At 63.1% G+C, this 21,198-nt stretch carries 24 protein-coding genes; 4 read left to right on the forward strand and 20 right to left on the reverse strand.

Annotated elements, in window-relative coordinates:
• Positions 1–23 precede the first annotated feature (23 nt).
• The 18 genes from EWH12_RS14640 to EWH12_RS14725 form a co-directional block, all read right to left on the reverse strand.
• Positions 24–1,424, reverse strand: coding sequence for a conjugal transfer protein TraH (locus EWH12_RS14640; RefSeq protein ID WP_037515325.1), 1,401 nt, complete (start codon positions 1,422–1,424; stop codon positions 24–26).
• Between the two features lie 65 nt (positions 1,425–1,489).
• Positions 1,490–2,305: a conjugal transfer protein TraF gene (locus EWH12_RS14645; protein ID WP_026002698.1), complete on the reverse strand. Its 816-nt coding sequence runs from the start codon at positions 2,303–2,305 to the stop codon at positions 1,490–1,492.
• 271 nt (positions 2,306–2,576) lie between these two features.
• Positions 2,577–4,442 carry a conjugal transfer protein TraN gene (locus tag EWH12_RS14650; RefSeq protein WP_017184766.1) on the reverse strand — a complete coding sequence of 622 codons (1,866 nt, stop codon included), beginning with the start codon at positions 4,440–4,442 and terminating at the stop codon, positions 2,577–2,579.
• The gene (gene trbC, locus EWH12_RS14655; RefSeq protein ID WP_017184767.1) at positions 4,439–5,185 is read right to left on the reverse strand and encodes a type-F conjugative transfer system pilin assembly protein TrbC; all 747 of its coding nucleotides are present in this window, start codon (positions 5,183–5,185) and stop codon (positions 4,439–4,441) included. The genes EWH12_RS14650 and trbC overlap by 4 nt, the downstream gene beginning before the upstream one ends.
• 11 nt (positions 5,186–5,196) lie before the next feature.
• Positions 5,197–6,216 (reverse strand): conjugal transfer pilus assembly protein TraU, encoded by a 1,020-nt coding sequence (traU, locus tag EWH12_RS14660; RefSeq protein ID WP_026002699.1) that lies wholly within the window; start codon positions 6,214–6,216, stop codon positions 5,197–5,199.
• Positions 6,216–6,485, reverse strand: coding sequence for a hypothetical protein (locus EWH12_RS14665; RefSeq protein ID WP_017184770.1), 270 nt, complete (start codon positions 6,483–6,485; stop codon positions 6,216–6,218). Before EWH12_RS14665 ends, traU begins: the two co-directional genes overlap by 1 nt.
• Positions 6,485–7,141 (reverse strand): type-F conjugative transfer system protein TraW, encoded by a 657-nt coding sequence (gene traW, locus EWH12_RS14670; protein WP_017184771.1) that lies wholly within the window; start codon positions 7,139–7,141, stop codon positions 6,485–6,487. The genes EWH12_RS14665 and traW overlap by 1 nt, the downstream gene beginning before the upstream one ends.
• Entirely contained in the window at positions 7,138–7,671 is a 534-nt protein-coding gene (locus EWH12_RS14675; RefSeq protein WP_017184772.1) for a S26 family signal peptidase, read from the reverse strand. The genes traW and EWH12_RS14675 overlap by 4 nt, the downstream gene beginning before the upstream one ends.
• On the reverse strand, positions 7,652–8,341 hold the full coding sequence (locus EWH12_RS14680; RefSeq protein WP_026002700.1) for a type-F conjugative transfer system protein TrbI: 690 nt from the start codon (positions 8,339–8,341) through the stop codon (positions 7,652–7,654). Before EWH12_RS14680 ends, EWH12_RS14675 begins: the two co-directional genes overlap by 20 nt.
• Entirely contained in the window at positions 8,334–8,687 is a 354-nt protein-coding gene (locus EWH12_RS14685) for a hypothetical protein (protein ID WP_017184774.1), read from the reverse strand. Before EWH12_RS14685 ends, EWH12_RS14680 begins: the two co-directional genes overlap by 8 nt.
• A 3-nt stretch (positions 8,688–8,690) precedes the next feature.
• Positions 8,691–11,276 (reverse strand): type IV secretion system protein TraC, encoded by a 2,586-nt coding sequence (gene traC / locus EWH12_RS14690; RefSeq protein WP_017184775.1) that lies wholly within the window; start codon positions 11,274–11,276, stop codon positions 8,691–8,693.
• 1 nt (position 11,277) lies between these two features.
• On the reverse strand, positions 11,278–12,288 hold the full coding sequence (locus tag EWH12_RS14695) for a TraV family lipoprotein (protein WP_017184776.1): 1,011 nt from the start codon (positions 12,286–12,288) through the stop codon (positions 11,278–11,280).
• Positions 12,285–13,160 (reverse strand): DsbC family protein, encoded by an 876-nt coding sequence (locus EWH12_RS14700; RefSeq protein ID WP_017184777.1) that lies wholly within the window; start codon positions 13,158–13,160, stop codon positions 12,285–12,287. Before EWH12_RS14700 ends, EWH12_RS14695 begins: the two co-directional genes overlap by 4 nt.
• Positions 13,147–14,484 (reverse strand): TraB/VirB10 family protein, encoded by a 1,338-nt coding sequence (locus EWH12_RS14705; protein ID WP_017184778.1) that lies wholly within the window; start codon positions 14,482–14,484, stop codon positions 13,147–13,149. Before EWH12_RS14705 ends, EWH12_RS14700 begins: the two co-directional genes overlap by 14 nt.
• Positions 14,485–14,488: 4 nt before the next feature.
• Positions 14,489–15,325, reverse strand: coding sequence for a type-F conjugative transfer system secretin TraK (locus EWH12_RS14710; RefSeq protein ID WP_017184779.1), 837 nt, complete (start codon positions 15,323–15,325; stop codon positions 14,489–14,491).
• The gene (locus tag EWH12_RS14715) at positions 15,322–15,903 is read right to left on the reverse strand and encodes a type IV conjugative transfer system protein TraE (RefSeq protein ID WP_017184780.1); all 582 of its coding nucleotides are present in this window, start codon (positions 15,901–15,903) and stop codon (positions 15,322–15,324) included. Before EWH12_RS14715 ends, EWH12_RS14710 begins: the two co-directional genes overlap by 4 nt.
• A gap of 1 nt (position 15,904) precedes the next feature.
• Positions 15,905–16,195 carry a type IV conjugative transfer system protein TraL gene (traL, locus tag EWH12_RS14720; protein WP_017184781.1) on the reverse strand — a complete coding sequence of 97 codons (291 nt, stop codon included), beginning with the start codon at positions 16,193–16,195 and terminating at the stop codon, positions 15,905–15,907.
• Positions 16,196–16,254: 59 nt separating this feature from the next.
• Positions 16,255–16,575 (reverse strand): TrbC/VirB2 family protein, encoded by a 321-nt coding sequence (locus tag EWH12_RS14725; protein WP_017184782.1) that lies wholly within the window; start codon positions 16,573–16,575, stop codon positions 16,255–16,257.
• A 369-nt stretch (positions 16,576–16,944) separates the two neighbouring features.
• Between EWH12_RS14725 and EWH12_RS14730 the strand changes: the two genes are divergently transcribed.
• Positions 16,945–17,385: a hypothetical protein gene (locus tag EWH12_RS14730; RefSeq protein ID WP_242496067.1), complete on the forward strand. Its 441-nt coding sequence runs from the start codon at positions 16,945–16,947 to the stop codon at positions 17,383–17,385.
• Positions 17,386–17,536: 151 nt separating this feature from the next.
• Positions 17,537–18,031: a hypothetical protein gene (locus EWH12_RS14735; RefSeq protein WP_017184784.1), complete on the forward strand. Its 495-nt coding sequence runs from the start codon at positions 17,537–17,539 to the stop codon at positions 18,029–18,031.
• Positions 18,032–18,069: 38 nt separating this feature from the next.
• Here the strand turns inward: EWH12_RS14735 and EWH12_RS14740 are convergent, their stop codons facing one another.
• Positions 18,070–18,726 (reverse strand): lytic transglycosylase domain-containing protein, encoded by a 657-nt coding sequence (locus EWH12_RS14740; protein WP_242496068.1) that lies wholly within the window; start codon positions 18,724–18,726, stop codon positions 18,070–18,072.
• Between EWH12_RS14740 and EWH12_RS22675 the strand changes: the two genes are divergently transcribed.
• Positions 18,727–19,155, forward strand: coding sequence for a hypothetical protein (locus EWH12_RS22675; RefSeq protein WP_242496069.1), 429 nt, complete (start codon positions 18,727–18,729; stop codon positions 19,153–19,155).
• The gene (locus EWH12_RS14745; protein ID WP_017184786.1) at positions 19,146–20,441 is read left to right on the forward strand and encodes a hypothetical protein; all 1,296 of its coding nucleotides are present in this window, start codon (positions 19,146–19,148) and stop codon (positions 20,439–20,441) included. The genes EWH12_RS22675 and EWH12_RS14745 overlap by 10 nt, the downstream gene beginning before the upstream one ends.
• Here EWH12_RS14745 and EWH12_RS14750 read toward each other — a convergent pair.
• A complete protein-coding gene (locus tag EWH12_RS14750) occupies positions 20,438–20,671 on the reverse strand; it encodes a hypothetical protein (protein ID WP_073974989.1) in 234 nt (77 codons plus the stop codon). The two genes, EWH12_RS14745 and EWH12_RS14750, sit on opposite strands and share 4 nt — an antisense overlap.
• Positions 20,672–21,198: the final 527 nt, after the last annotated feature.

Below are 21,198 nucleotides of genomic sequence, written 5' to 3' on the forward strand. Positions count from 1 at the left end.
GCTCCCGCTTCAGTTCAGCCGCACTAATTCAGACCTTGGGCGTTCAGCCCGCGCGAGAAGTTGAGCGCGGACGCCATCCCCGGCGTCATCGAGTTCTGCAGGGTAGACTCCAGCATGATGCTGCGGTTGATGATCTGCATCGTCACCTGCAGTTTGTTGTTGAGACGGACATCCCGCTGGCTGAACTTGGCGCGCGTGGCCGCGATCTGTTGCTTCCACTGCGTCGCGGTCTCCTGGTCGAAGGTCTGGTAGTGAACCTTCGCCTGCTCGACCCGGTCCAGCATATTGTCGAGCATGGCAGAGAGCAGGTCGACGGCCACAATCTCGGACAGCGTCTGGATCTCGCCGTCGGTCAGCGCATAGTGGGCATAGGCCTGCACGGCGAGGATCTTGTAGATCGGCACGGTCGCGAGGTTGAGGAGCTGCTTTTCGGCGGCGTTGAGCGGCGTGTCCGACCGGATCTTGTCGCTCATCGACTTGATCATCGTGGCGATCCGCGGGCGCAGCGCCGACGATGCCGGGACCGACAGGGTCTGTTCGCCGACATCGTAGCAATTCTCGTCGTTGCACTTCAGCATCTTGACCGGCGGCGCGTCCGCCGTGCCGTCGAGCAGCGCAGTGACGACGGCGTCTTCCGCCGGACCGAACATCACCACCTTGCCGCCAACGCTCGGGTCCGTCGACGGCGTCGTCACGACCGTACCAACGAGCGTCATGATATATTCGGAGAAGGACTGGTCGAACGCCCCGAACTTGGCGGACTTCTTCAGCGCCTCCCAGGTATAGTTGTGCGGTTCGCCGACCAGCTGGTCCTTCATCGACGCATCGGTGTTCCCGGCGATTGTCGAATCCCGCCGATTGCCGTTGTTGCAGCCCTGACGCGAGGCGGCCCAGTCGGAAAAGACGCCCTGGCTGTTGCCGACCGCCTCGCAAATGGTCGCCCGGGTCGAATCCATCTGGGGCCAGATTCCGCCGACCAGCGCCTGAGCGGTCTCGCAGCTGGAGATGTTCATCTGGTTGAGGAGCTGCGCCTTCTGGCTGAACTCGTCCATGACCTTACCGATCTCGGGCGAGACGGAATCGATGGCCAGCTTGAAGGCGAACCCAAGCGCGTTGTTGGCCGTCGCCTTCAGCATCGCCACGATCTCGGACGCATTGATGAAGGAGAAGCTTCCAGAAAACAGGTCGATGCCGCCGCAGCCCGCACGGGCGCTCGGAAGCTGAAGATTGAACGGCTGCACGCTCTTCTGCGGGAAACGCGTCCAGACATTGCCGAGAGAGTAATAGCCGGCCGACTGACCCTGATAGGCCGAGGGGCCGGTCACGTTGGCAGCGCCGCCCGCGTCGGAGAAGAAGTTGTTCATCTCGGACGCGACGTCGGCGCGCGCGACCCCGACGATGGAAAAATTGAGCGCGGCCATCATGGCCATCGAGCCGGCGGCCGAGCGGAAGAAGCGGCGGGCGCGCCCTTTGCGATGATCCTGTCCCATCAGTAATCGCTCCCCACTTTCGTGTTCGTGAGCGTGAAGATGCGATCCATGATCTCATCGGCGCTCAGGATGCCGTATCCAACCGGAATGGTCCGTTTGGTCACCGTGTCGAAGAGGACCAGCGCCGGTGTCTCATTGCCCGGCACGCCCATGCGCGCCCGCTGCCCGGAATCGACGACATGTTCCGGAAAATCGCGGCTCGGCCCCCCGTCCATCGATACGGCCATGACCGCCATCCGGTGGCTGTCGGTCACCGAGCGAAGGATCGGGGCGAACAGCTCACAGGCGCCGCAGCTCTGCGCGAAGAAGTAGAACAGCCCGTAGCGCTGCCCCAGGTTGGTCAGGACCGCGTCGCGATCGGCCTTTCGATTGTCGAGCCAGGCACGCTTGCCGACCGTCGAGACGGGCCTTTGCAACGTGTAGTCGATGTCGGGGTTCTGCCAGAGCGCGCGCTGCCACACGTCGGAGAAAGTCGAGGCGCGGTCGAGCTGCTCGCGCTGGAAGCGGACGTAGGCGATGACGTTCTCTTCGGTCGGCTCCAGGATCGCCTTGGCCTTCAATTCGTCGAGCTGCTTCGTGATCGCCGCCATCCGGTCGACCGCGCTCGGCGGCGGCGACGGTTGCGCCTCGCGCGGCAAGGGTCTGGGCTTGTCGCAATAGAACCATTGTCCGAGCTTCCGCTCGCCGCAGTAGAAAGCATCCGGCCGGTTCTGCTCGATCGTGTCGCGTGACGGCGGCGCATCCTGCGCCAACAGGGGAGCAGCAGTCCCAATCGACAGGGCGAGCAGCATCGAGAGTTTAGCGACGGGGGACATCACGCTTCGTCCTTTCATCGGCTGAGGCGGTTTGCGCGGAAGGGAGTGCGAGCGGTGGGTTGGGTGTCAGACTGTCCCAGGCTGCGGGGTGGACGCAGCAATCGGCCACGGTCGCGGGAGAGCCACCGCAACGATGGTGGGGCGTTGGGGCCGACGGTTGCAGCGCCAGGGATGCCAGGACGAGGGGCAGCTCGAGAACAGGGATAGGCATGGTCACTTTCCTTGGGTTTGCGCTGCGGCCCCTGCGGCAAGGAGATCGGATCGGCCCATCTCACTTGCCGTGGAGGTCGTAGTAGTTCTGAATTTTCTGCTGGATTTCGGTCATGGTCTGGACTTCGTCCGGCAGCTTGGCCGCATCCATGAAGTCCGCATAAACCTCGGTGAAATCCATTACCGACAGGTCGAGCCGCGAGAACTCGTCGATCGTGAAGCCAATGCACTGTTCCTTTTTCGGCGCCCCCCACGGCTTGCCGAGCTGCACACGGCCCTGCTCCTGGAGGATGCGGGAGAGCTTGCTCTCGAAGCAGCAATAAGCGGTGCGCCGCGTGCTGCAGATGCCGAGGAAACTCGACGAGCAATAGGTGCCGAGATTATGGCACAGGCCCATCCGGTCCTTGATGTCGAGCCTCATCTCGTCCTGTGAACATGCGAAAAGGACCAGGAAGGGGGTCGCGAGCGCGGCGATCGCCGCGGGACCGCCCGCCAGCGCAGCCGCGCCAGCGCCGACCGTCAACAAACCCGACGTCTTGCCCGCACAGCAGTTGATAAGGCCGAACACCGGCTTGTGGCAGGTCTCGCGCGTGCCGCTGAAGACCCGGAGATCGGCTTCGTTGAACTCCTTGCCCGCCTGGTCGATCGCATGCAGCGCAACGAGCGCGTCCTTGAACTCGGTCGACGCTTCGCGAACGATCGGCTCGCAGTCGCCGTTGATGCAATAGACGTCGTCGCCGCAGATATATTGCGGCGCATCGCTCGTGCCTCCGGAAGGCGTCGGGCACCTGTAGACGCGGTTCTCGACTTTGCAGGGCCCGCCATCAGGCTCCTCGTCAAGGCATTCTGTGCGCAGATAGGTGCAGCTCCCGTTCGCCTCGAGATCACCGCAGTCATTGGCTGTTGAGATCCGGTGGCATTGATAGGTCCGCTGCCAGGCCCAGCAGGGCTGGGTGACAGGAACGCCGTCGACGATCCGGGTGACCGGGTCGCTCGACGTGCACACTTCGGTCTCGAGCGTGCAGTTCGGGTCGCCGGCATTGGCGGCGCATAGCCCCTCGTTGCGCGTGATGACCGGCACGGCCGGTTCTTCCTGCTTCGTGAGCCAGTAATTGCCGGTCGAGAGCACATAGCCCGGATGATACTCGCCCGGCGTGATCCCCTGGGCCTCGGCGGTGCATTTGACCTCGACGGCGGTGTGGCCAAGGCTTTTGCAGGTCGGCGCCGCAGTATATCCATAGGCGCTCATATTGTCGCAATAGTCGATCGGGCGGCTTTCCCAGCAGATGCCGGTGGCGATCTCGTCGTCAAAAGCCGCGCGGGCGGGATAGGGCCCGCCATCTGTCGGCAGGAAGCTCAACCGACCCGTGTAATAGGTGTAGATCGTCCGCTTCTCGGTGTGAACGTCAAGGCTGACGTTGCAGGTCCGGGCTTCCGTGGTGACCTTGCTGCCGGCGTTGCAACTCGCCTCATAATAGCCCGCGCTCCCCGGCGCGGCGGGCAGCGGCACGCATGTGCCCTTGGTGCCGCCCATTTCCTCGCCAGCGAGATAGGTCGAGGGATCGTTTTCGACCGATGTCGCGCGCGCCGTGGTCGCGAGGATCTCGGAATTGCTGAACGTGGCCCGGCTGTGATCGGCATCGGTGGTGATGCGATATTGCTCGTTGGACGACTTGGCCGCCTGGGCGTCGGACTCAAGCTTACCGGGATCGTCGAAATAGGATCCTTCGGGCAAGCTCGTGCCGGAATAGCCGGGGACCGCGGCGGCTTGCGCATCGCTGGACGGCACCAGCGTGGAATCGTTGCGCTTCTCCGTACCCAGCGCCTTCCCCTCCTGGCGCGCCTCGTCGAGCGTCATCTGGGCAAGCGCGGGCGAACTCGCCATAACGACGCCGAAGAGCGCAGCCAGGACGAGATACGCCCTCATGGATGGGCCTTGCGCATGTTGGCGAGGCCAACCGCTGCGACCCGTGCGCCCGGGCCATTACCGTCCGCGAACTGCTCGAGCGCATATTCGACCGAGACGTTGCCGACGAGCCGATCATAGGGCGGCAGCTTGGTCTGGCAGGAGAAGCCGGCGCAAAGATCGAAGTCCGACGAGACACTGACGTATGTCGGCACTGCCTGGACATCGAAAGCGCGGAACAGCCGCGGATCGATGCCGACATTGGCGAAATCGTCCTGCCGGTCGATGATCTTGCCAAGGCTCGTGGCGAACTCCTTCATCGAATTGTTGGGGAAGCCGCGGAACACGACCACCCCGCCGGCCCTGGCCGTGTCGCCGATCAGCTTCTGCAGCGACTGCGGTGGCATCGACAGGCTCGCGAAGACGATGAACTGGGGCGCCTCGCCCTTCCCTGCCGTCGCGTTCGACGCGGCACCGGCCACGATCTCGTCGAAATCGACGGGGCCTGCCGGTCCCTTGGGCAGATCGCTCTTGGCGACCCGCTGCATGTTCTCCATGCCAGCGTCGCGAACGGTCTGCGCGTCCTCGCGGAAGGCGTCGCCCCTATCCTTCACATGGTTGACGAAAGCCTCGGCATCCGCCTGTAGGTCCGCCGAACGCTGCTTGATCGCCTGGACGTCGATCCCGTCGACGGTCTGCGCGAGCAAGGCCGTCACGCTCGCCAAGCCAAGGATCGCTGCGAAGCCCCAGAGGTATTTGCGCATTGGACGGCCCCCTACAGCACGCAGCAATTGCGTTTGCGCCAGACGAGGTAGCCCATGTCCTCGCCGGCGGCGGGATAGGCGCGACCTGCGTCAGGCGGCATGGTGGATGCCCCGATCGTGGAGCAGGCGAAGCGGCCGCTCACGGTGGGGATCGGATTGACCATCTGGAAGCGGTATTGCTGCTTGCGCATGATCGGCATGAGGTACTTCTTGCAGAGCCCGGCCGAGCCCATCGTCCCCCAGGCAAGAGCTTCGCGGTGCATCTTGTAGGCGAAGCGCGACAGTGCGAGCCGCGAGGACTGAACATGGCCGATCGAGGACGGCACGTTGCCGTTGAGCGGATACATGCTGCCCTGGCACCCCGCACACCAGAACAGCGGATCGAGCGGCAGGTGGACGGTCCCGGCGATGCAGTCGCCGGCGCAGGCGACCTGGGCGATCGGGTTAGCGAAGACGACGGCTTCCGGATTGATCAGCGCCGTCAGACTATCGTCCTGCCAGAGCGGATCGACCTCGGTCATATAGGCGATGTCGAAGCTCGCCTGCTCGAAGCAGACGAAGTCGGTCAGGATCTCCATCCAGTAGAGCAGCGGATAGACGTACCAGTGCACGTGCCATTTGGCCGTGCTCTGCGAGCGGCCGCCCACCATCGAGGGGCCGGCCAGATAGCCCTGGCCGATGTCGAACCCCGGCGCGATGCGCACACCCCCGAGATTAGGAAAGCACCAGGGCTTCATTGTGACGTCCGCGAGCCGCACCGGCTCCCAGAAGCCGACCGAGATGCCGATCCTGGGAAGCGGGCTGCCACAAAAGCAGATCGGGGAAGCGGGATTGCTCGTATCCGGCCGGCCGCTCGGCCAGATCTTGAGGCCGCCGACCGAGAGTGGGAACAGGCAAGACCAACACACGTCGGTGATCGGATTGACGAACTTCCCGTGACAGGTCGGCCCTGCCGCCTGTGCGCTCGGCGCCAGAAAGAAGGCTGCCAGCGCCATGACGAGAAGCCGCAGAGCTGATCGAAAGCCGCGCATCACTGATCCTCCCCGGCAGGTTCGAGAAAGGCGGTGTCCGCGCGATGCTTGCGCGCGAGGTAAAGCGCCGTGGTCAACAGCGTGGCCGCCAGCAGCGACGCGATCGCACAGGGCGCCGCCTGACCGCTGATCCGCATCAACGGCTGCAAGCCCGCGACACTGGCGGCCAGTAGCAGGCAAAGAACCTGCCAGATCCGGCGCAGCCGCCGAAGATCGCGAGTCTCGGGTGCCGCCATCGGCGTTCGGAGCATGTCGAGCCACAGCGGCATCAGCCCGGGCTCCCGGACTTCAACACCACCTCGGAGACGCGCATCACCTTGCCAGCCTGGGTGACCACGGCTGGCGTATGCTCGATGCCGAAGCGGGAAGTGAGCTTGCCTTGCTGATCGAAGTAGAAACGCCGCTTCTTCGCGGTCATCTGCTCGACCGGCGATCCACGCACGAAGATTATCTTCGCCTTGAGGTCCGTGTAGCGCGTCGTGGCCCAAGCGAGCTGCTCGCTATCGTCACCGTCGATGAAGACAAGGTCCTGACGGATCGAGACGAAGTCGAGCGGGTTGATCCGCTGTCCCGCTGGGGCGATCAGGTTGCCCTTCTGGTCGCGGATGTCGCGTTCCATCGTGACCGACGGATCGAAGTCCCAGCTCCGGGCGGTCCGGGCCGGGGTGACCCCCGTGACGGGATCGGGTCGACGAACTTTCGCCTCGACGCGCTTGGCGAACATCTCGTTGGTCCGGGCGAGCTCGCCGCTTGCCTCTGCGCGGCGCAGGCGGTTTTCAATGGTGGAGAGCAGATCGGGCTCGATGACCGGGAACGCCTGCGCGGCCTGGCCATAGTCCTTGGCCTCCGACCGCATCGGCCCAACGACGATCAACCCGCCGACCGTTGCGGCGATGGCCAGCCCGCCTGAGATGAGCACCCTCATAGGATCGGCTCCCCGGTTCCTATGACCTGGCGCGCGCATACGAAGCCGATTTCGGCATAGCGGCTGTCGAAGCCATCCTTGTGCGGCGTAGCCGCGAAATAGCATCCCTGCGGCACCGGGCCGGTTGCGCCCGGCGTCAGGCGTTCACCAAAGCGTGTGAGCGGTTTCATCTGCGCGACGAGGTGGCCGTTCACCGCAACCTGGCGGCCAACGTGGCTGATCGTGTCGCCCGGCATGCCGTAGACGATCTTGCCGAACATCCGCGGCTTCGCGCCGAAGTGGCGACGCAGGAGCGTGCTTGGCGGCGGGTCGAAGAAAACATAGTCTCCGCGCGCCGGCAGCTTGTGGCGCTGGATGAGGAAGGCCCAGTTCGGAAGCGAACCCGTCGTGTTGATCAGCAGCAGATGATCGTCGCGCCATGCGCTGATCGCGCTGAGCAGAACGCTGCCCGCGATGAACAGGCCGAACAACAGCCATAGCCGCGTGCGTGGCCGCCAGCTTGGGCGCGCCTCACTGGCCGCCGATGCCATCGGAGCCTCCGAAGGTCGAAACTTGCGCAGCTGGCGGAGCATATTGCGGAACCGGCTGCTGCTGCCCTGAAGACACCATTCCTGGCGCCGCCATGCCCTGTGCGGCCATCATGGGATCGATCGGAGGAGCAGCCCCGGGCATCTGGCCCGGCATCTGAGCCGGGGCTGCAAGTTGGGGTCTCGCGGCCGCCATCGCCTGGGCATTCATCTGCTGCAGCTCCTCGGCCGAAGCTTGGCGCGGCCGCGGGACGCCCGAGGCGTAGACCGATTGTCTGAGGCTGTCGGTTATATCGGGCACGTTCTTCGTGAGCACGGCTTCGCCGACGAGCACGATCTGGCCGCCAGCACTGCGCCGCTGCAGTTCCTTGTCGAGCGACGCCATGAAGCCCCGCATCTCGGCCTCGACCTGCGCCGGAGGCGATGTCGAGCGCGCCTGCGCCTGCACATATTCCCCGACGATCGAGGAGAGCCGCGCCGAGACGATATGATCCTGCTTGGGCGTCACCAGTGTCTTGGTGACCCACATGCCCCAGACCACAGTGGCCAGAAGGATCAGCCCGGCGAGGATCTGCATACGGCTGAAGCCAGCGAAGAATGTTCGTCTGGGCTTCGCTGGCGCTGCTGGCGATACCGGTGGCGCGGGAAGGTCGAGTTCGGGTTGCTCAGCCATGGCGGGGGTCTCCCTGCGATCGGGCCGAAGGCAGGATCCTGCCTCTCCGCAGGACCATGAGCCCCACGGAAAGGATGAGATGTGCGACGGCGAAGATGGTCTTGAACGATGCGACCCGATCCGGGGTCGCGATGACGTAGCGGGTGCTGAGGTTGTTGAGCTGGTTCATCAGGCCATCGAGCGAGAAGCCGCCAAGGGCGAGAAAAAACAGCGCGAACAGGCCCCAGGTCATGAGCAGCGTTGATGCGAGGAAGCCGCCGAAATACAGGGTGAAATGAAGCATCGCGCGCGCGTCGATCGACGGCGGCGCGGATGGCTGTACCCTCGGCTCTGTGCTGCTGGCCATGGCTCACTCCGCCGCTTGCGCGAGCTCGGGATCCTCGTGAGAGGCCCATTTTTCCGGGTTGTCCGGGAAGGCGATCCGCTCGATCGCCTCATCCATGGTGAGGCCCTGCGTGACGAGATCCTCAATGGCGGCGTAGACGGCCGGACTGGAGGAATAGACCGTGGACGAGAAGGGATCGAGCACCAGGCGGCCGACCGCCAACGTCTCTGGCCCCTTGATCAGAATGTCGGAATATTCGCGGCCGTTGATCTTCAGCGAGCGCAGCAGCGCGTCGGTATAGTCGTCCATCTCGAAACGATCATGCTTCTTGAAGTCGGCGATGGTCTCCGGCTTCTGCTGGAGAATGACGAACCAGTCGCTGTTCTCAAGGGCGGCGATCGAACCCGCAGACTTGTAATAGTCGTTGAGCGACTGGGTCGCGGTGATGAGCGACGCATAATATTTACGGCAGGTACGCGCAAAGGCCTCGATGAACTCGGCCATCGCCCCGCCGCGCATCATCTGCCACGCTTCATCCAGGAATAGCGCCTTGGGGATCGAACGGTCGACCTTACGCATCATTTGCTGTGACATGAACATGATCGCGGCCAGCACTACGCTGCGCAGTTCCTCACGTGACGAAAGATCGGAGAGTTCGAAAACGGTGAGCTGGGCCGACAACTCGAAGGACACTTCGCCCTGGAAGAAGCGGCCATAAGTGCCGGCGGAGGAGAATGGCCGCATAGCTATGCCAAGATCGGTGGCCTGCTGGTTGCCGGTCGCATCCAGGGCGGTGATGATATCATCGATCGAACCAGCCCGCCCCTTCTCCGCCCAGACCGTGTTGACTGCGCCGTCGATCAGGCCGCGCTCGGTATCGTTGAGCCGATCCATGTGGCGCGACATCTGGTTCACGATGGCCTTGAGCATTGCCATGCAGTCGAGGAGATAGTCCTCATCGGTCGCCGCGAGTTCCTCGTCGATCATGCTGAACGGGTTGAGACAAAAGCCCGAAGCCATCGTGAACTCGACGAAAGCGCCGCCCTGGAGCTTGGCGGAATGCTCGAACGAGCGTCCGTCGTCGATGACGACAACGCGGGCGCCGGCGCCACAGAATGACGCGCACAGCTCCTGCAGCGTCACCGATTTGCCGGAGCCCGACTTGCCGAAGACAGCGACATTGTGGTTGCCGGCCGCATTCTCGAACGGGCTCCAGAAGAAGGGCTGACCACGTCTGCCGATCAGCATCAGATGGGGCACCTGGCTCCCGAGGAACTCGCCCTGAATGGGGGCGAGATTAGCGGCGGTCGTGGTCAGCAATGTGCGCATCCGCTTCATGCGCTCGAGATCGCGCGCGAGACCGTTGGCCATCGTCATCGGCATCGCGCAGAGCAGACCCATGATCTGCAGGTAGCGATCGTCGAGAAGATCCCAGCCCGCTGCCCGGTACACGGATTTGAGTACCCGTTCGTTCGCGTCCCCCCGGCCCTTCGGGGAGAAGGCGGTGACACTGAAGAAGACGCGCACGAGCTTGCGGCCCTGGCGCAGCTCGTCGTTCACATAGCGCCATTCCTGGCTCTGATCGCGCAGCTGCGGCAGGAAGCGCGACGATTTTGAATCGGCCAGGCTCGTTGTGCGCATGAACTTGAAGCTGGCCTTGTTGCTCGCGGCCATCGGATCGGGGAATTCGACACAGAGATTGGTCGCGACCGGGCACGGCATGCGCAGCTTGTCGGTAAACATGTCGCCGATCAGCCGGGCGACGTCCCATGGCGCCCAGCGTGCCGGCAGGTTGCGCACCGAGAACGAGCGGACGTCGAAGACGTCCGGCAGAATTTCACCGATCTCCGGCGCTTCGTCGATGGTCTTGCCGGTGGGCCGGAATCGCTCGGTGCGAAGCAGCATCCGGTCAGACTCGATATGCAATTCGACGTCCCGGCGGATTGCCTGGTCCGCGATCGGATCGAGCGGATTATAGCTGACCACGTCCTCGCCGGCAGCAGTAGTCGGCGAGGTAATGTCGTCGATCCAGGCAATGAGTGCCTGCGGATCCATCGTCCTGGCCGACACATTGATCGAGGCAAGCGCCGAGATGATGCCGTCCATGACGGCGACGATCTCCTCTGCCGTCACGCTCGAGCTCTCGGGCGTCGAATAGGAGATCGCCACGCGGTGATTGCGAAGCGAAAAGGGCGCGTCGGCCGAAAGCGACTTCCAGACCCCGTCGGTCAGGAAGTCGACCCGGTGCTTGGCCATGCGCTCATAGACGCCGCGCGCGGAATAGCGCGGGAGATACCATTTGGAGAGGCGCTCGCCGATCCGCGGACTCATCCATTGGTGGAACTGCAGACAGCCGGGGGCAGGAATCGCCTCCGAGAGAAACTGGGTCAGGATCTCGCCCGTGCGTTCGTCCGCGCCGACGAGCGGCGCTGCTTCGATCACGAAGCCGCGCGATGCGCTGTTGTAGAATATCCCGGTCTTGGGATCATAGCTGCGATAGGGCAGCCAATGCGCCAGCATCGGCACGCCAAACTCCGGCCGCTCGGCGTCGGGCCGCTTGGCGTCGCCCAGGATCCCGGACAGCAGGCTCTCGAAGAAGCTCCCCGCCATCTCACTTGTCCTCCGGCACGGCAGCAGGGAAGTTCGCGGCCTTCACCGTCGCGCCGATCGCCGCCGGCGCGGCTGCCGCTCCGGTCTGCGCAACGCCGGCATCCCGGGCATCCTTAGCCGCGCCATTGGCGACCTCCTGATAGTGGGGATCGGCCTTCACGCGCGCGACCGCCGCCGCGCCGGTCGCGCTCATAGGCTGCGGAGCGGGTGCCGAGGCCGCCTTGGCTTCGGGACTGCCGCTCGCCGGTGCATCAGAGGGGGGATGAGGCACCGTCGAAGCGGCAGCCGGCGGAGTATGGCTCAAAGCCGCCGCCGTTCCCGAACCGGATGTCGCTGGCGCCCTGGGAGCGAGACGCGCCCTGACATCCGCTTTGATCGCACTGACCGGATCGGGGGCCGGATCAGGCTTGCGCGCCCGGGCAGCCGCAACGGCCGCCGGGTCCGGTCCGTTCGGATCGCTGTCGGCGAAGCCTGTCAGCGGCGGATCGATGCGGTCGACCGCATCACCAAGCGATTCCTGGATGTCTGGTGCCACCGCCGACGCCCGCGCCGGCATGGACGCCTGCATCAGAGCCTGCTGCCGCCATTCCCCGCTCGCGACGACCGCATGGACCGCACTGGCCTCGTGGAGCCGGCCACGCTCGTCGATATAGGGCTGAAAGACGATCCGCAGCACCTTCTCTTGGCTGCGTCCGGCATCGGTCGAGGCAAGGCGCGCGGATTGGCCCATCGCCACGCGATTGGTTTTCCCGCGCATCGGCTGCCGCATATTGCCGGTGGGCAGAGCATCGCCGTCCGAAGGGTCCGCCGAGATGAGCGCAAGCGCCCTGTCGTCGATCGTCGAACTCGGCGCGCAGATGCCGTCGGGCGCCGCGCAGGAAAAGCTGCCGCGCACATTGCCGCCGAAACTGGCGCAGCCATTGAGCGCCAGGAGACTGGTCAACCCGAGCACACCCGGCAGCCACAGACGACGGCGGCCGCCGCCATGCCCAACCAAGGACCGCCGGATCACGACTGGCCTCCCTTGAGCCAATTCTCGAGGAAGGCGCGCGGCCGGTAGCCCTCGATCACCGCACCGTCGCCGCGCACGATGACCGGCGTGCCGCTGAGACCATGGCGGTGGGCGAAGGCCTCGTTCGCATCGAGCCCCGAGGTGTTGCAGGAAGGTCCTGCCTTGATTTCCTCTCCGGCATAGGCTGCATGCAGCGCGGCCTCCCGGTTCCTGGCGCAGTAGACGCGGTCGGCGACATCGCGGCTTCCGAGCACCGAGATCGGCCGTTCGACGACCCGCACGTTCATGTCCTTCAGGACACTGGTGAGCGCCCGGCAATAGCCACAGCGGAAATCGGTGAAGACCGTGATCGTCTGGCCCGAAGGATTGCCCCAGACGATCGCACCGTCTCGGGGCAGCTCGGCGAGCGAGAGCTTCTGCGGCGTCGCAGGGCGGACTGGCTTCTCCACCCGGCCCGGCGTTGCCGCAGCGAGCTGTGAAGTATCGTCTTCGCCGCCCGCATTTGCCGCCGCATTGGCCTTCGCGGCTGCGCCGACGAGCATGTCGGGGTTCATCTCGAGCAGACGGGCGGCCGTGATGTCCTGCCGGGTCTGCATGTCATAGACGCGGCCGATGACGAGGAAACGCGCGCCCGTATCGACGTAGAACAGGTTGGCGCCCGCGGTAATCTCGCAAAGGCCGCTGATCTTGCCGCAATCGATAGCGGTGACCGGTGTCTTGGGCAGCCGCGTCTTTAGGAGCAACCGGACCCGGTCTTCCGGGCTGTTCGTGTCGGCCGCGAGCGCGATGCCGGCGACGCTCAGCCCGAGGAGCGTGGTGAGGACGAGGCGCGACGGGCGGCCCAGCGCGCGCAGACGATCAATTGCGAACATAGACACCCTCCAGGAAGACAATCTCAACATCGATGCCGGTCGGCATCTCAATCACGGGCTGGTATTGCTCGGCGCGTTCGATCAGATATTTGGAGACCATGTCGCCAGTCTGGGCGACGCCCTCGCCGAAACCGCCCTCGAGGATGTCGCCCGTCGAGAGCTTCTGGCGCTGGCCGTTGGTCGTGATGTTGGTGCCCTGGAAGACCGAGTTGGCATTCGCCGAGAAGCCACGGCCGAAGCCGCCAGCAAGGCCCGCCAGGAAGGCCTGGGTCACGAGCGAGCCTTCGCGGGACACCACCCGGCCACGCACGCCCGTCTTACCCCCGAAGGCGATGAAGCCCTTGACCTCGGAGACCGCGTAGCGGCCGCCGGGCTGCGGGCAGGTCATCTTCTGAAGCTTGACGTAGACCTTCTCGCTCGAGAGGTCGCCGCGCGCCGCGCCGTTGATGAGGCAGCCCTCTATCTTGGTCGTGAGCAGGCGGCCGTTCTGGTAGACCGAGCGCGCCGGACCCGTCACACGCAGCACGACGGGCAAGGGATCGCTCTGGCTGTTGACCCCCGCGCTCGCATCCACGCCCACGATCACCTTCGCACGCGCGAAGCTGTTGGGCGGCAGATAGTTGACGCTGTCGGTATAGACCGTGTTGCCCTTGGCAATGCGGGAGGCGTTGCCGCTATCCGTCGTCGTGAAGTTGACGAGCTTCACTTCCGCGGCCGAAGCGATCGGAGCCGCCGCTTGCGTTCCGCCCTGCGCGCCCGGTCGCTGATAGGCCTGCGGACCATAGGGCCCGTACATTGCGGCCGGGCCGGGCGCCGGTGCTGCGGCAGTCCGGCGATCAGCGACCTGCCGGCGAAGTTGCTCGTTTTCGGCCTGGTAGGCGGACAGGACCCGCTGGCCATCGGCCTGCATCGCCTGATTCTGGCCCTTCAGCGCCTCGACCTGCGCGGTCAGCGCCTCGAGCCGGCTATTCTGCCCGTCGATCGACTTGAGTTGGTTTTCTGTCGACTGAAAGCGGTTCTCCGAAAGCGCCATCCATTCCTGCTGGGAGAGGTTGCGGTTGACGAGATCCTTGGTGGAGACGTCGACCTCGCTGACGCCGTCGTCGGTCTCCTTCGATTTGTCGCCGTCGCCGCCGAAGATCCAGAAGGACGAAAGGACCAGGCCCACGCCCGCGACGCCGGCGAGGAGCAGACGCTGGCGGCGGCGGACTGCGTCATTGGCACCGAGATCGCCCGACAGCGGGGAAACTCCCTCTTCGGTGCCGCCCTCGCTGCCGCCGTCGAGAGGACGGCGACTGCGCTTCAGGAAATCGGAAAGAGCCATATCCTCACCTTCCCGTAGGAGTATTTTGGCCAGCCAAGGGGCTCGGACCATTTTGCGAGACGAGGTAGGCCGTGGTGACCTTGCCCGGTGCGAGCTTGGTGTCGGCGATCGAGACGGCGAGCGCGCTCGAAGGAGCGACCATGCTTGTGGTAAGCTCGACGCTCTGGTCACCCTTGTTCTCGATCCGAAGCACCCGGCCGGTCAGCTCGGAACCCCGATATTCGGCGATCATCTGGACCTTGAGAGTGCCAACATAGACGGGGCGCAGGGTGCGCTGGCGCATCTCGTAGCCATCGGCGACGGCATTCGAATACATGGCCTGGACAAGCTCGACGGCGGCATCCTGGGGTCCCAGCTGATTGGCGGGACCATTCTCGGCCGCCTTTTCGTTGGCGATCGCAGGGTTCGAAACAAAGACCTGGGCGGCCTGGTCCCCGCTGATCCGGCACACGAACTTGTAGACGTAGCCGCGCTTGCTGGTCGCGAAGAAGGAAAGCGCGGGTCGGCCAAACCCGTCTGGCACAGACAGGTAGATGTCACCGCGGACCGGCTCGTTGACGACCGAGAAGTCGTCCTGCGGATTGCCGGTCGAGATCTTCGACACGCTCGCGAACTCGTCCTCGACGAGGCTGATGCGGGTCAGATCCTTGGCCGACGCGGTGCAATCAACCTGCGCGCTGTCGCTCGCCATGATCGTCTGATCGGCGAAGGCCGGCTCGGCGATGAGGAAGACCGCCAGGGCGACGAGGCTTGCGCCGATGAAGCGGCTCGCGTGGCAAGTCACGCGCGAGAGGAAGGCAGTGCCGAGCGCGGCACTCCCGATAGCATAGACCGGCATCATGATGAGCTCCCCTGTTGGTCTTTCGCGGAGCCGGTCTTCACCATCCCGAAGCCCACCAGCTTCAGCGACAGGCCGGAATATTCCCAGTCGTAGCGGAAGGTGCGGTTCTCGCTGGAGATGACCTTGTTGCCGACGATCGTGTGCAGTTCGCCGGTCACCTCCGAGCGGAGGTTCCTGGTGTCGATCTCCATCTTCTGGATGGTGAAGAACTGCGAGATCGAGGAGCCGCGCTGCTCGCTGACGATCTTGAGCAGGTCGGCCTTGATCTTGCCCTGCGTGCGCGGGCTCGCAATGTCGAGCACCGCATTCATCCAGTATTCGAGGTTCTGCGGGCTGCGATCGAGCGTCAGCACGACCGTGTCGCGCGTGATCATCTCCAGATATTCGCGGCTGACGCCGGCAGAGCTGACCGTCAGCGGAGAACGCAGCACTGGTTGCAGCACCACCTCGCGGTCGCGCGACAGGCTGACCGTGCAGAGCAGCAGGGTGATCACGGCGAGCGCCACCGCGGCGACGGCCAGAATGTTGCGCTGGCGCAGGATCCGCTGGCTGTTCGTATGGCTGTAGGAAAGTTCCATATCACCCCGCCATCAGTCGAAGATATGAGGGTGGCGTGGCTCTCAGGCCGGTGAAGCCGGCCGGAAGATGCCAATAGGCCAGGTGAAGCAGCCAGGACGTCGCCCGGCCTGCCTTAGCTTTTCTGAGACCCCACCAGCCCGCCCCCGAAAGAAGCATGCCGATAAGGATGTGCTGAGACAGGATCCCCCAGACGAATGGGATAACCATCGCCAGGAACTCATCCAGCGTCCACAGCCCGATCAGCTCGGGATCGTCGAGATGAGTTGGAATGACGTACTTGTCTGCGGCCATTGCACCACCCCCTCCTGGACCTGGGCGGAGCTGCTACTCCGCACAGGCCTGGGATCGGTTCAGATCGTCGCGGTCACGGTGGACGTGACGATCGGCACGCCGGTTCCGGCACCGACGCCGACGCCGACCGGGATCGCGATCTGCCCCATCGAGAAGCGACCCGAAGCGAGGGCGACCACGCCGCCGGCGAGGCTGAGCACCGTGATGATCTTGCCGCCGGATCCCTCGAGGAAGTCGGTGAACTTAGTGAGCGCGGTGTTGAACGTCGTGTCGGCGCCGGCGAAGGCGGGACCGGCGAAGAAGAGAAAAGCGAACAGGAGTACGGCGAGGGCGAGGATCGCCAGCTCCGCGTGTCCGCTCTTTTGGAGGACAGACTGCATGTGGATTTCCTTCGATTGGAGACGCGACGGAACCGCGCCCAAACAAAGCTGGCCAATCACATCGCCGCACCGCAACGACGTATGGGATCAGCCCCCTCCCGAATCGGGAAAATTTTCGATCATGTTCGATGTCGGTGATGAAAATGGGGCACCGTGTCCCGGTGATCAGGGCATCCTGCCCCGTCATATGGGGCAAATTGGCCGGGTTGACGGGGCGTTATGCCCTGCAATTGCGGACAGGCTTCATTCGCGGTAGATTCGCGGCGCAAGACTCGTCAGATATTAACCATTGCCTGTTCATAATCCCGGCAAGGCAACCGACCATCGATCGGGCTCTAATGGATGAGGGCAGTTCAGGACGTGGGCACTATGGGCGCTGACTCACGAGACTTTACACTGGATATCTCCGAACGCTTCTTTCATCTCACGACTGAGAGCCTTCGCCTTCATTCTAATAGTACTAAGTGCTATCAGACGCTCGAAAATCTCGTGAACAGCCGCGTTCCAGGAATAGAAAAGATAGATGATGAGGATGCGGAGAACCTAAAGCGCCATCTGGTGGCTGTCCCTACAGGCGGAAGCATTCAGATCCATTTAGAGATTACGGAGACGAGTGCCAAAAATCTTGAGAGAATAAAAGAATTGCTCGAAACAAGACTCGAAACCAACATTTCTGTTGGGGACGCTCTTTCTGCCCTTTTATTCAACTATATAGTCGAGCAGCGGGCAGCTCGCGTGATTTCCAAGCTCCAGTTGGACGAGTTCGATCAACCTCGCGAGACCGGCCCATTCAAGGGGTCCCGGCACTAACAAGCGCGGTCACCAATGCGTTAGCCTTTCGGTTCGGACAAATCTGGTCGAAACCACGCTTGCATTGGCTTTTCTGCTATGATTGTCTTCCCCATCCGAACGGCATTGGGGGATCGATATGACATCTCTTGCCAAGTTAGGGGCGTAAGTTGTGGAGCTCGCCCAAGGCGACGAGCTGCAGAGGGACTATGTGCCTCTGATCCTGCGGGCGATGGCTTGCAAGAAAGCAACTCAACGCAAACTCGCCCACCTGACCGGTATCAGCAAATCGAGGCTGGGCGTTTTGCTGCACAGCAAGCCCGAAAAACGCGTCACCATGACGCTTCCTGAATTTGAAACAATATTGCACGCGCTCGGCATGAATCTAGTGCACGCATATGTGTGCCTGAAAACCTTCAAAGGTCTCGATGAATATTATCAGAAATGTTATTCGACGGCTGTCTTCATGCTCTGCGACATATGCGTGCGCGCGCCTGAGCGAATGATTGATGTGCTCGAGGAATTGGGTGGCTTCGATGGAACCGAGATCAGGCTGGCCTGGAGCCCGTCGCTCCAAAACGCATTGATCAAGAAGGTGACCGAGGAGGTCCAAGCTATTCATGAGCGCAGAAATCGCCTCACCCATGGCGACGATTTCGACCTCTAGCCGAACTGTTCGTGGACATGGATCAGCAAACCATGCGGCTAGAATGTCGAGACGGACGCCTTCCTTCCGATTGTTGGGCGCAGCTGCGTGTTAGGGCCGGCTGTCGTCGAAATGATTGTCGCCTGGCGCCCGATCCCGCTCAATCGCGACCAGTTGAGCAGAACATTGTCCACATAGGCTTGCGTTTCAGGGATCTGCGGGACCAGGCCATTCCGAATCCGCCCCGGTCCTGCATTGTAGGCGGCGAGCGCGAGATGATAGTGGCCGAAACGGTCGAGCTGCTGGCGCAGATATTTCGCGCCCCCGCGCAGGTTCTCATTGATGCTGTAACGGTTGACGCCCAGTGCAACTGCCGTGTCGGGCATCAACTGTGTGAGCCCGAATGCGTTCTTGCGCGAGAAAGCGTCGGGCCGATACCGGCTTTCCCGGATGATCATGGCATCGAACAGGCCAACCGGAATGCCATATTGGCATGCGATGTTGCTCATCATGTCGTAGTAACTAGCCCGGCGCATCTCGGCATCGGACGTCAGAAATCCGGTCGGCCGGTAACCCGGCGAAGAGCAGCCAGGCACATAATGATAAGCCGCCGACGCGAACATGGCGCCGCCTCGCATCCAGAGCGGGACAGGCACGCTGGATGCAGGCGGGAGCTGTGCTTCGACCGCCATCGCGCCCAACTGCGCGACGCCCACATGGGCGAACGGATCTTCGGCATCGGCAGGCGCCGACCGGGGATTTGTGTCCATGAAATTGTTCGCCATCTGGAATTCCACCCATTGCCGACTGAGGTCATGCACCCGAAAGTCCCCAACCGGCGGCAACAGTGTCGCATCTGGCAGATCCCGAACTGGCGCAGCCGGCGCCGCGACGTCTTGCTTCACCGGGGCGCCCATCGCGATGAGCTGGACGCTTCGGACCGCGTGTTCAGGCCTCGAGACGGCGGGCGCTTCGACGGAACAGATCAGGCCGACGGTGGCGACACCCAAGAAAAAAGCACGCATGACGACCTCCCCATTCTTGAACCGAGGAAAATGGACGCCAGCCGAGTCCATCTTGTCAATCCGCCCCGAGACACTCTGACGGCCGGCCGCACAGCTCTTGCGAGAGCGAAATGTGGCTGATCGCGCGATACAGCAATGGCTGCGGAAAGGGCCGAATTCCTCTTCCAGAGGCCGTTCGGAATGCCCTGGTTCGCTGGTACATCGGCCAAGGTGCCCGGGCCGATGAAGAAGCGGGGATCATGCTCGTCCAGCAAGCGCGCATCGGCGAAAAGTGGATCGCCTGTGACTGCTTGCCGCCAGGTGAACCGCCGCCCATCCTGACTCCCGCCTTCCTCTCGGAAGCTGAAACCTACTACCTGCGGCGTCTTACGAGCACTGATCGGCCCGAGCATCAACCCGATTGCCCGTTTTTCCGCGAACAGGCAACAAACCGCATCACCGAAGTGTGGACACAGGAAAGCCCTGCGGAACCGCCCGCCGGCTATTTCGAGGTTCTGCGCCCCGCGCCCGAGAAGCTTGCCCAACGTCCCGAGGAGGACAGCACCGATGATCGTACCCGTCAGGCATCGATCCCGCGCCTGGCGCGGTTGCTTTGGCGGCTTCTTGCTCTTTCCGGCTTGAATCGTTGCCTGCCTCCATCGTTCGATACGGCCGAGCGTTCCATCAAAACCGAATTCCGCGTGCTCTCCGTTGCGGCCGGAAAAGTCGAAATCGCGCCAGGCATTGAACTGGGTCGCGCGTTCTGGACGCATGCTCAGGCGCTACACAGCCGACGCATGTACGCGCGTCTGCGTGAACTTGCCCGAGGCTGGCCCCGCGGCCATGCTCCGCAGGCGTTCCTGGCCCTATTTGCTCAGGATGTCCGCGGCTCCACCATATATGTGCCGGGAAGCGATCCGGTTGTCCTCGCCAATCGCGTCCAATCGCCGTCGATCCGTGGAAACCAGATCAAGGGGCCTTACCTGACGATCGTCGTTGCTGGGGAATATCCTGAAGCCCATGGGTATGCGCCGCTCCGTGCCTACGCCCAGCCTATTTTCTCAGGGAAACGCTTCGTTCCGGTAGATTCCGAATTTGAACGCGCAGTGCTCCGCGAATTGATCAAACTCCAATGGACGTTCGATCGCATCGGAATCGACCTCACCATTGAGAAACCGGTTTTCGACACACTTACGCCGATCGGCGCCTGCCGGCCTGACTTCATCCTGGAACTGCGCTCTCGCGAAACCGGCGAGATCAGGTCGATCATCGTGGAAGCCATGGGATCAACTGATGAGACGTATCTAGCCGCAAAAGCTGTCACTCATCCGCGCATGGCGCAAATTGGTCCACTCGTGTGTGTATCACCGGCGGATGTGGAAACGGGCCGCATCGGCGCTATCGTCCGTCGCGCGGCGGGCGCCTAGCTCCAGCGCATCGATGTGGCGAAGAGAATGACGATGCCGAGCGTCACAGGCATGGAAGTCAGGTACAGCTTTTGCCAGCGCCACCATATTTTCGGGACAAACAGGATGGCGGACCGAAGGGAATTGACGCTGGACCAGCCGCGCTCGCGAACCACTTCCACCATTGTCGTCGCGCAGGAGAGCGCCATGGCGATCACGCAGCACGAACCGGCAGCGACATAAAGCGCCATCCAGTTCGCCAGTTCGATCGCCGTCAGATATCGCATCTCAGCAACCTGTATAGCCGATAATCGTGCACAAAGGCTAATCGGAGTATCAGGTACCGCAAAATTGGAACTTGCCTCATCTGAGATGCACAGATGCCAAAGGTCGGCGTTGCAACGCGATGCAGAAGATGCGTGCGCGTCAGTCCGGGTCCGACCGCAGTAGTACCCGCGCTACGAGGTCGTAGCGCGTCGGGTGTATCCGATCCCGCGTCGGAAAGCGCAGCAGATCGATCGTCTCATCAGCATAGGTCGCAGCGACCGAGTTCACAATGTAGGCATGTTGACGACTGTAAGGAAGAAGCCAAATGACCCGATGGCAGATGGTCCGGATACGGATACTCGTCAGCCTGGCGGCGAGATCAGACGTAACCGTCCGATTGTTACCGCGGCTTATGGGCCTTGAAGCGCGCGGCGAGCTCGGGATCGTTGATAAAGTCATCGAGGAATTGGTGCCAGGCCTTGGTCGTGAGACGTGCTTGGCTAAGCATGTC

Origin of the sequence: Sphingobium cupriresistens (genome assembly GCF_004152865.1) — a bacterium.
In the GTDB taxonomy this organism is placed as follows: domain Bacteria; phylum Pseudomonadota; class Alphaproteobacteria; order Sphingomonadales; family Sphingomonadaceae; genus Sphingobium; species Sphingobium cupriresistens.

What these genes read in the sequence shown, in the direction of transcription:
- EWH12_RS14640 (WP_037515325.1), bottom strand. Translation starts at nt 1,424, where the DNA reads ATGATGGCCGCGCTCAATTTTTCCATCGTCGGGGTCGCGCGCGCCGAC.
- EWH12_RS14645 (WP_026002698.1), bottom strand. Translation starts at nt 2,305, where the DNA reads ATGTCCCCCGTCGCTAAACTCTCGATGCTGCTCGCCCTGTCGATTGGG.
- EWH12_RS14650 (WP_017184766.1), bottom strand. Translation starts at nt 4,442, where the DNA reads ATGAGGGCGTATCTCGTCCTGGCTGCGCTCTTCGGCGTCGTTATGGCG.
- trbC (WP_017184767.1), bottom strand. Translation starts at nt 5,185, where the DNA reads ATGCGCAAATACCTCTGGGGCTTCGCAGCGATCCTTGGCTTGGCGAGC.
- traU (WP_026002699.1), bottom strand. Translation starts at nt 6,216, where the DNA reads ATGCGCGGCTTTCGATCAGCTCTGCGGCTTCTCGTCATGGCGCTGGCA.
- EWH12_RS14665 (WP_017184770.1), bottom strand. Translation starts at nt 6,485, where the DNA reads ATGCCGCTGTGGCTCGACATGCTCCGAACGCCGATGGCGGCACCCGAG.
- traW (WP_017184771.1), bottom strand. Translation starts at nt 7,141, where the DNA reads ATGAGGGTGCTCATCTCAGGCGGGCTGGCCATCGCCGCAACGGTCGGC.
- EWH12_RS14675 (WP_017184772.1), bottom strand. Translation starts at nt 7,671, where the DNA reads ATGGCATCGGCGGCCAGTGAGGCGCGCCCAAGCTGGCGGCCACGCACG.
- EWH12_RS14680 (WP_026002700.1), bottom strand. Translation starts at nt 8,341, where the DNA reads ATGGCTGAGCAACCCGAACTCGACCTTCCCGCGCCACCGGTATCGCCA.
- EWH12_RS14685 (WP_017184774.1), bottom strand. Translation starts at nt 8,687, where the DNA reads ATGGCCAGCAGCACAGAGCCGAGGGTACAGCCATCCGCGCCGCCGTCG.
- traC (WP_017184775.1), bottom strand. Translation starts at nt 11,276, where the DNA reads ATGGCGGGGAGCTTCTTCGAGAGCCTGCTGTCCGGGATCCTGGGCGAC.
- EWH12_RS14700 (WP_017184777.1), bottom strand. Translation starts at nt 13,160, where the DNA reads ATGTTCGCAATTGATCGTCTGCGCGCGCTGGGCCGCCCGTCGCGCCTC.
- EWH12_RS14705 (WP_017184778.1), bottom strand. Translation starts at nt 14,484, where the DNA reads ATGGCTCTTTCCGATTTCCTGAAGCGCAGTCGCCGTCCTCTCGACGGC.
- EWH12_RS14710 (WP_017184779.1), bottom strand. Translation starts at nt 15,325, where the DNA reads ATGATGCCGGTCTATGCTATCGGGAGTGCCGCGCTCGGCACTGCCTTC.
- EWH12_RS14715 (WP_017184780.1), bottom strand. Translation starts at nt 15,903, where the DNA reads ATGGAACTTTCCTACAGCCATACGAACAGCCAGCGGATCCTGCGCCAG.
- traL (WP_017184781.1), bottom strand. Translation starts at nt 16,195, where the DNA reads ATGGCCGCAGACAAGTACGTCATTCCAACTCATCTCGACGATCCCGAG.
- EWH12_RS14725 (WP_017184782.1), bottom strand. Translation starts at nt 16,575, where the DNA reads ATGCAGTCTGTCCTCCAAAAGAGCGGACACGCGGAGCTGGCGATCCTC.
- EWH12_RS14730 (WP_242496067.1), top strand. Translation starts at nt 16,945, where the DNA reads ATGGGCGCTGACTCACGAGACTTTACACTGGATATCTCCGAACGCTTC.
- EWH12_RS22675 (WP_242496069.1), top strand. Translation starts at nt 18,727, where the DNA reads ATGGGCGAACGGATCTTCGGCATCGGCAGGCGCCGACCGGGGATTTGT.
- EWH12_RS14745 (WP_017184786.1), top strand. Translation starts at nt 19,146, where the DNA reads ATGTGGCTGATCGCGCGATACAGCAATGGCTGCGGAAAGGGCCGAATT.
- EWH12_RS14750 (WP_073974989.1), bottom strand. Translation starts at nt 20,671, where the DNA reads ATGGCGCTTTATGTCGCTGCCGGTTCGTGCTGCGTGATCGCCATGGCG.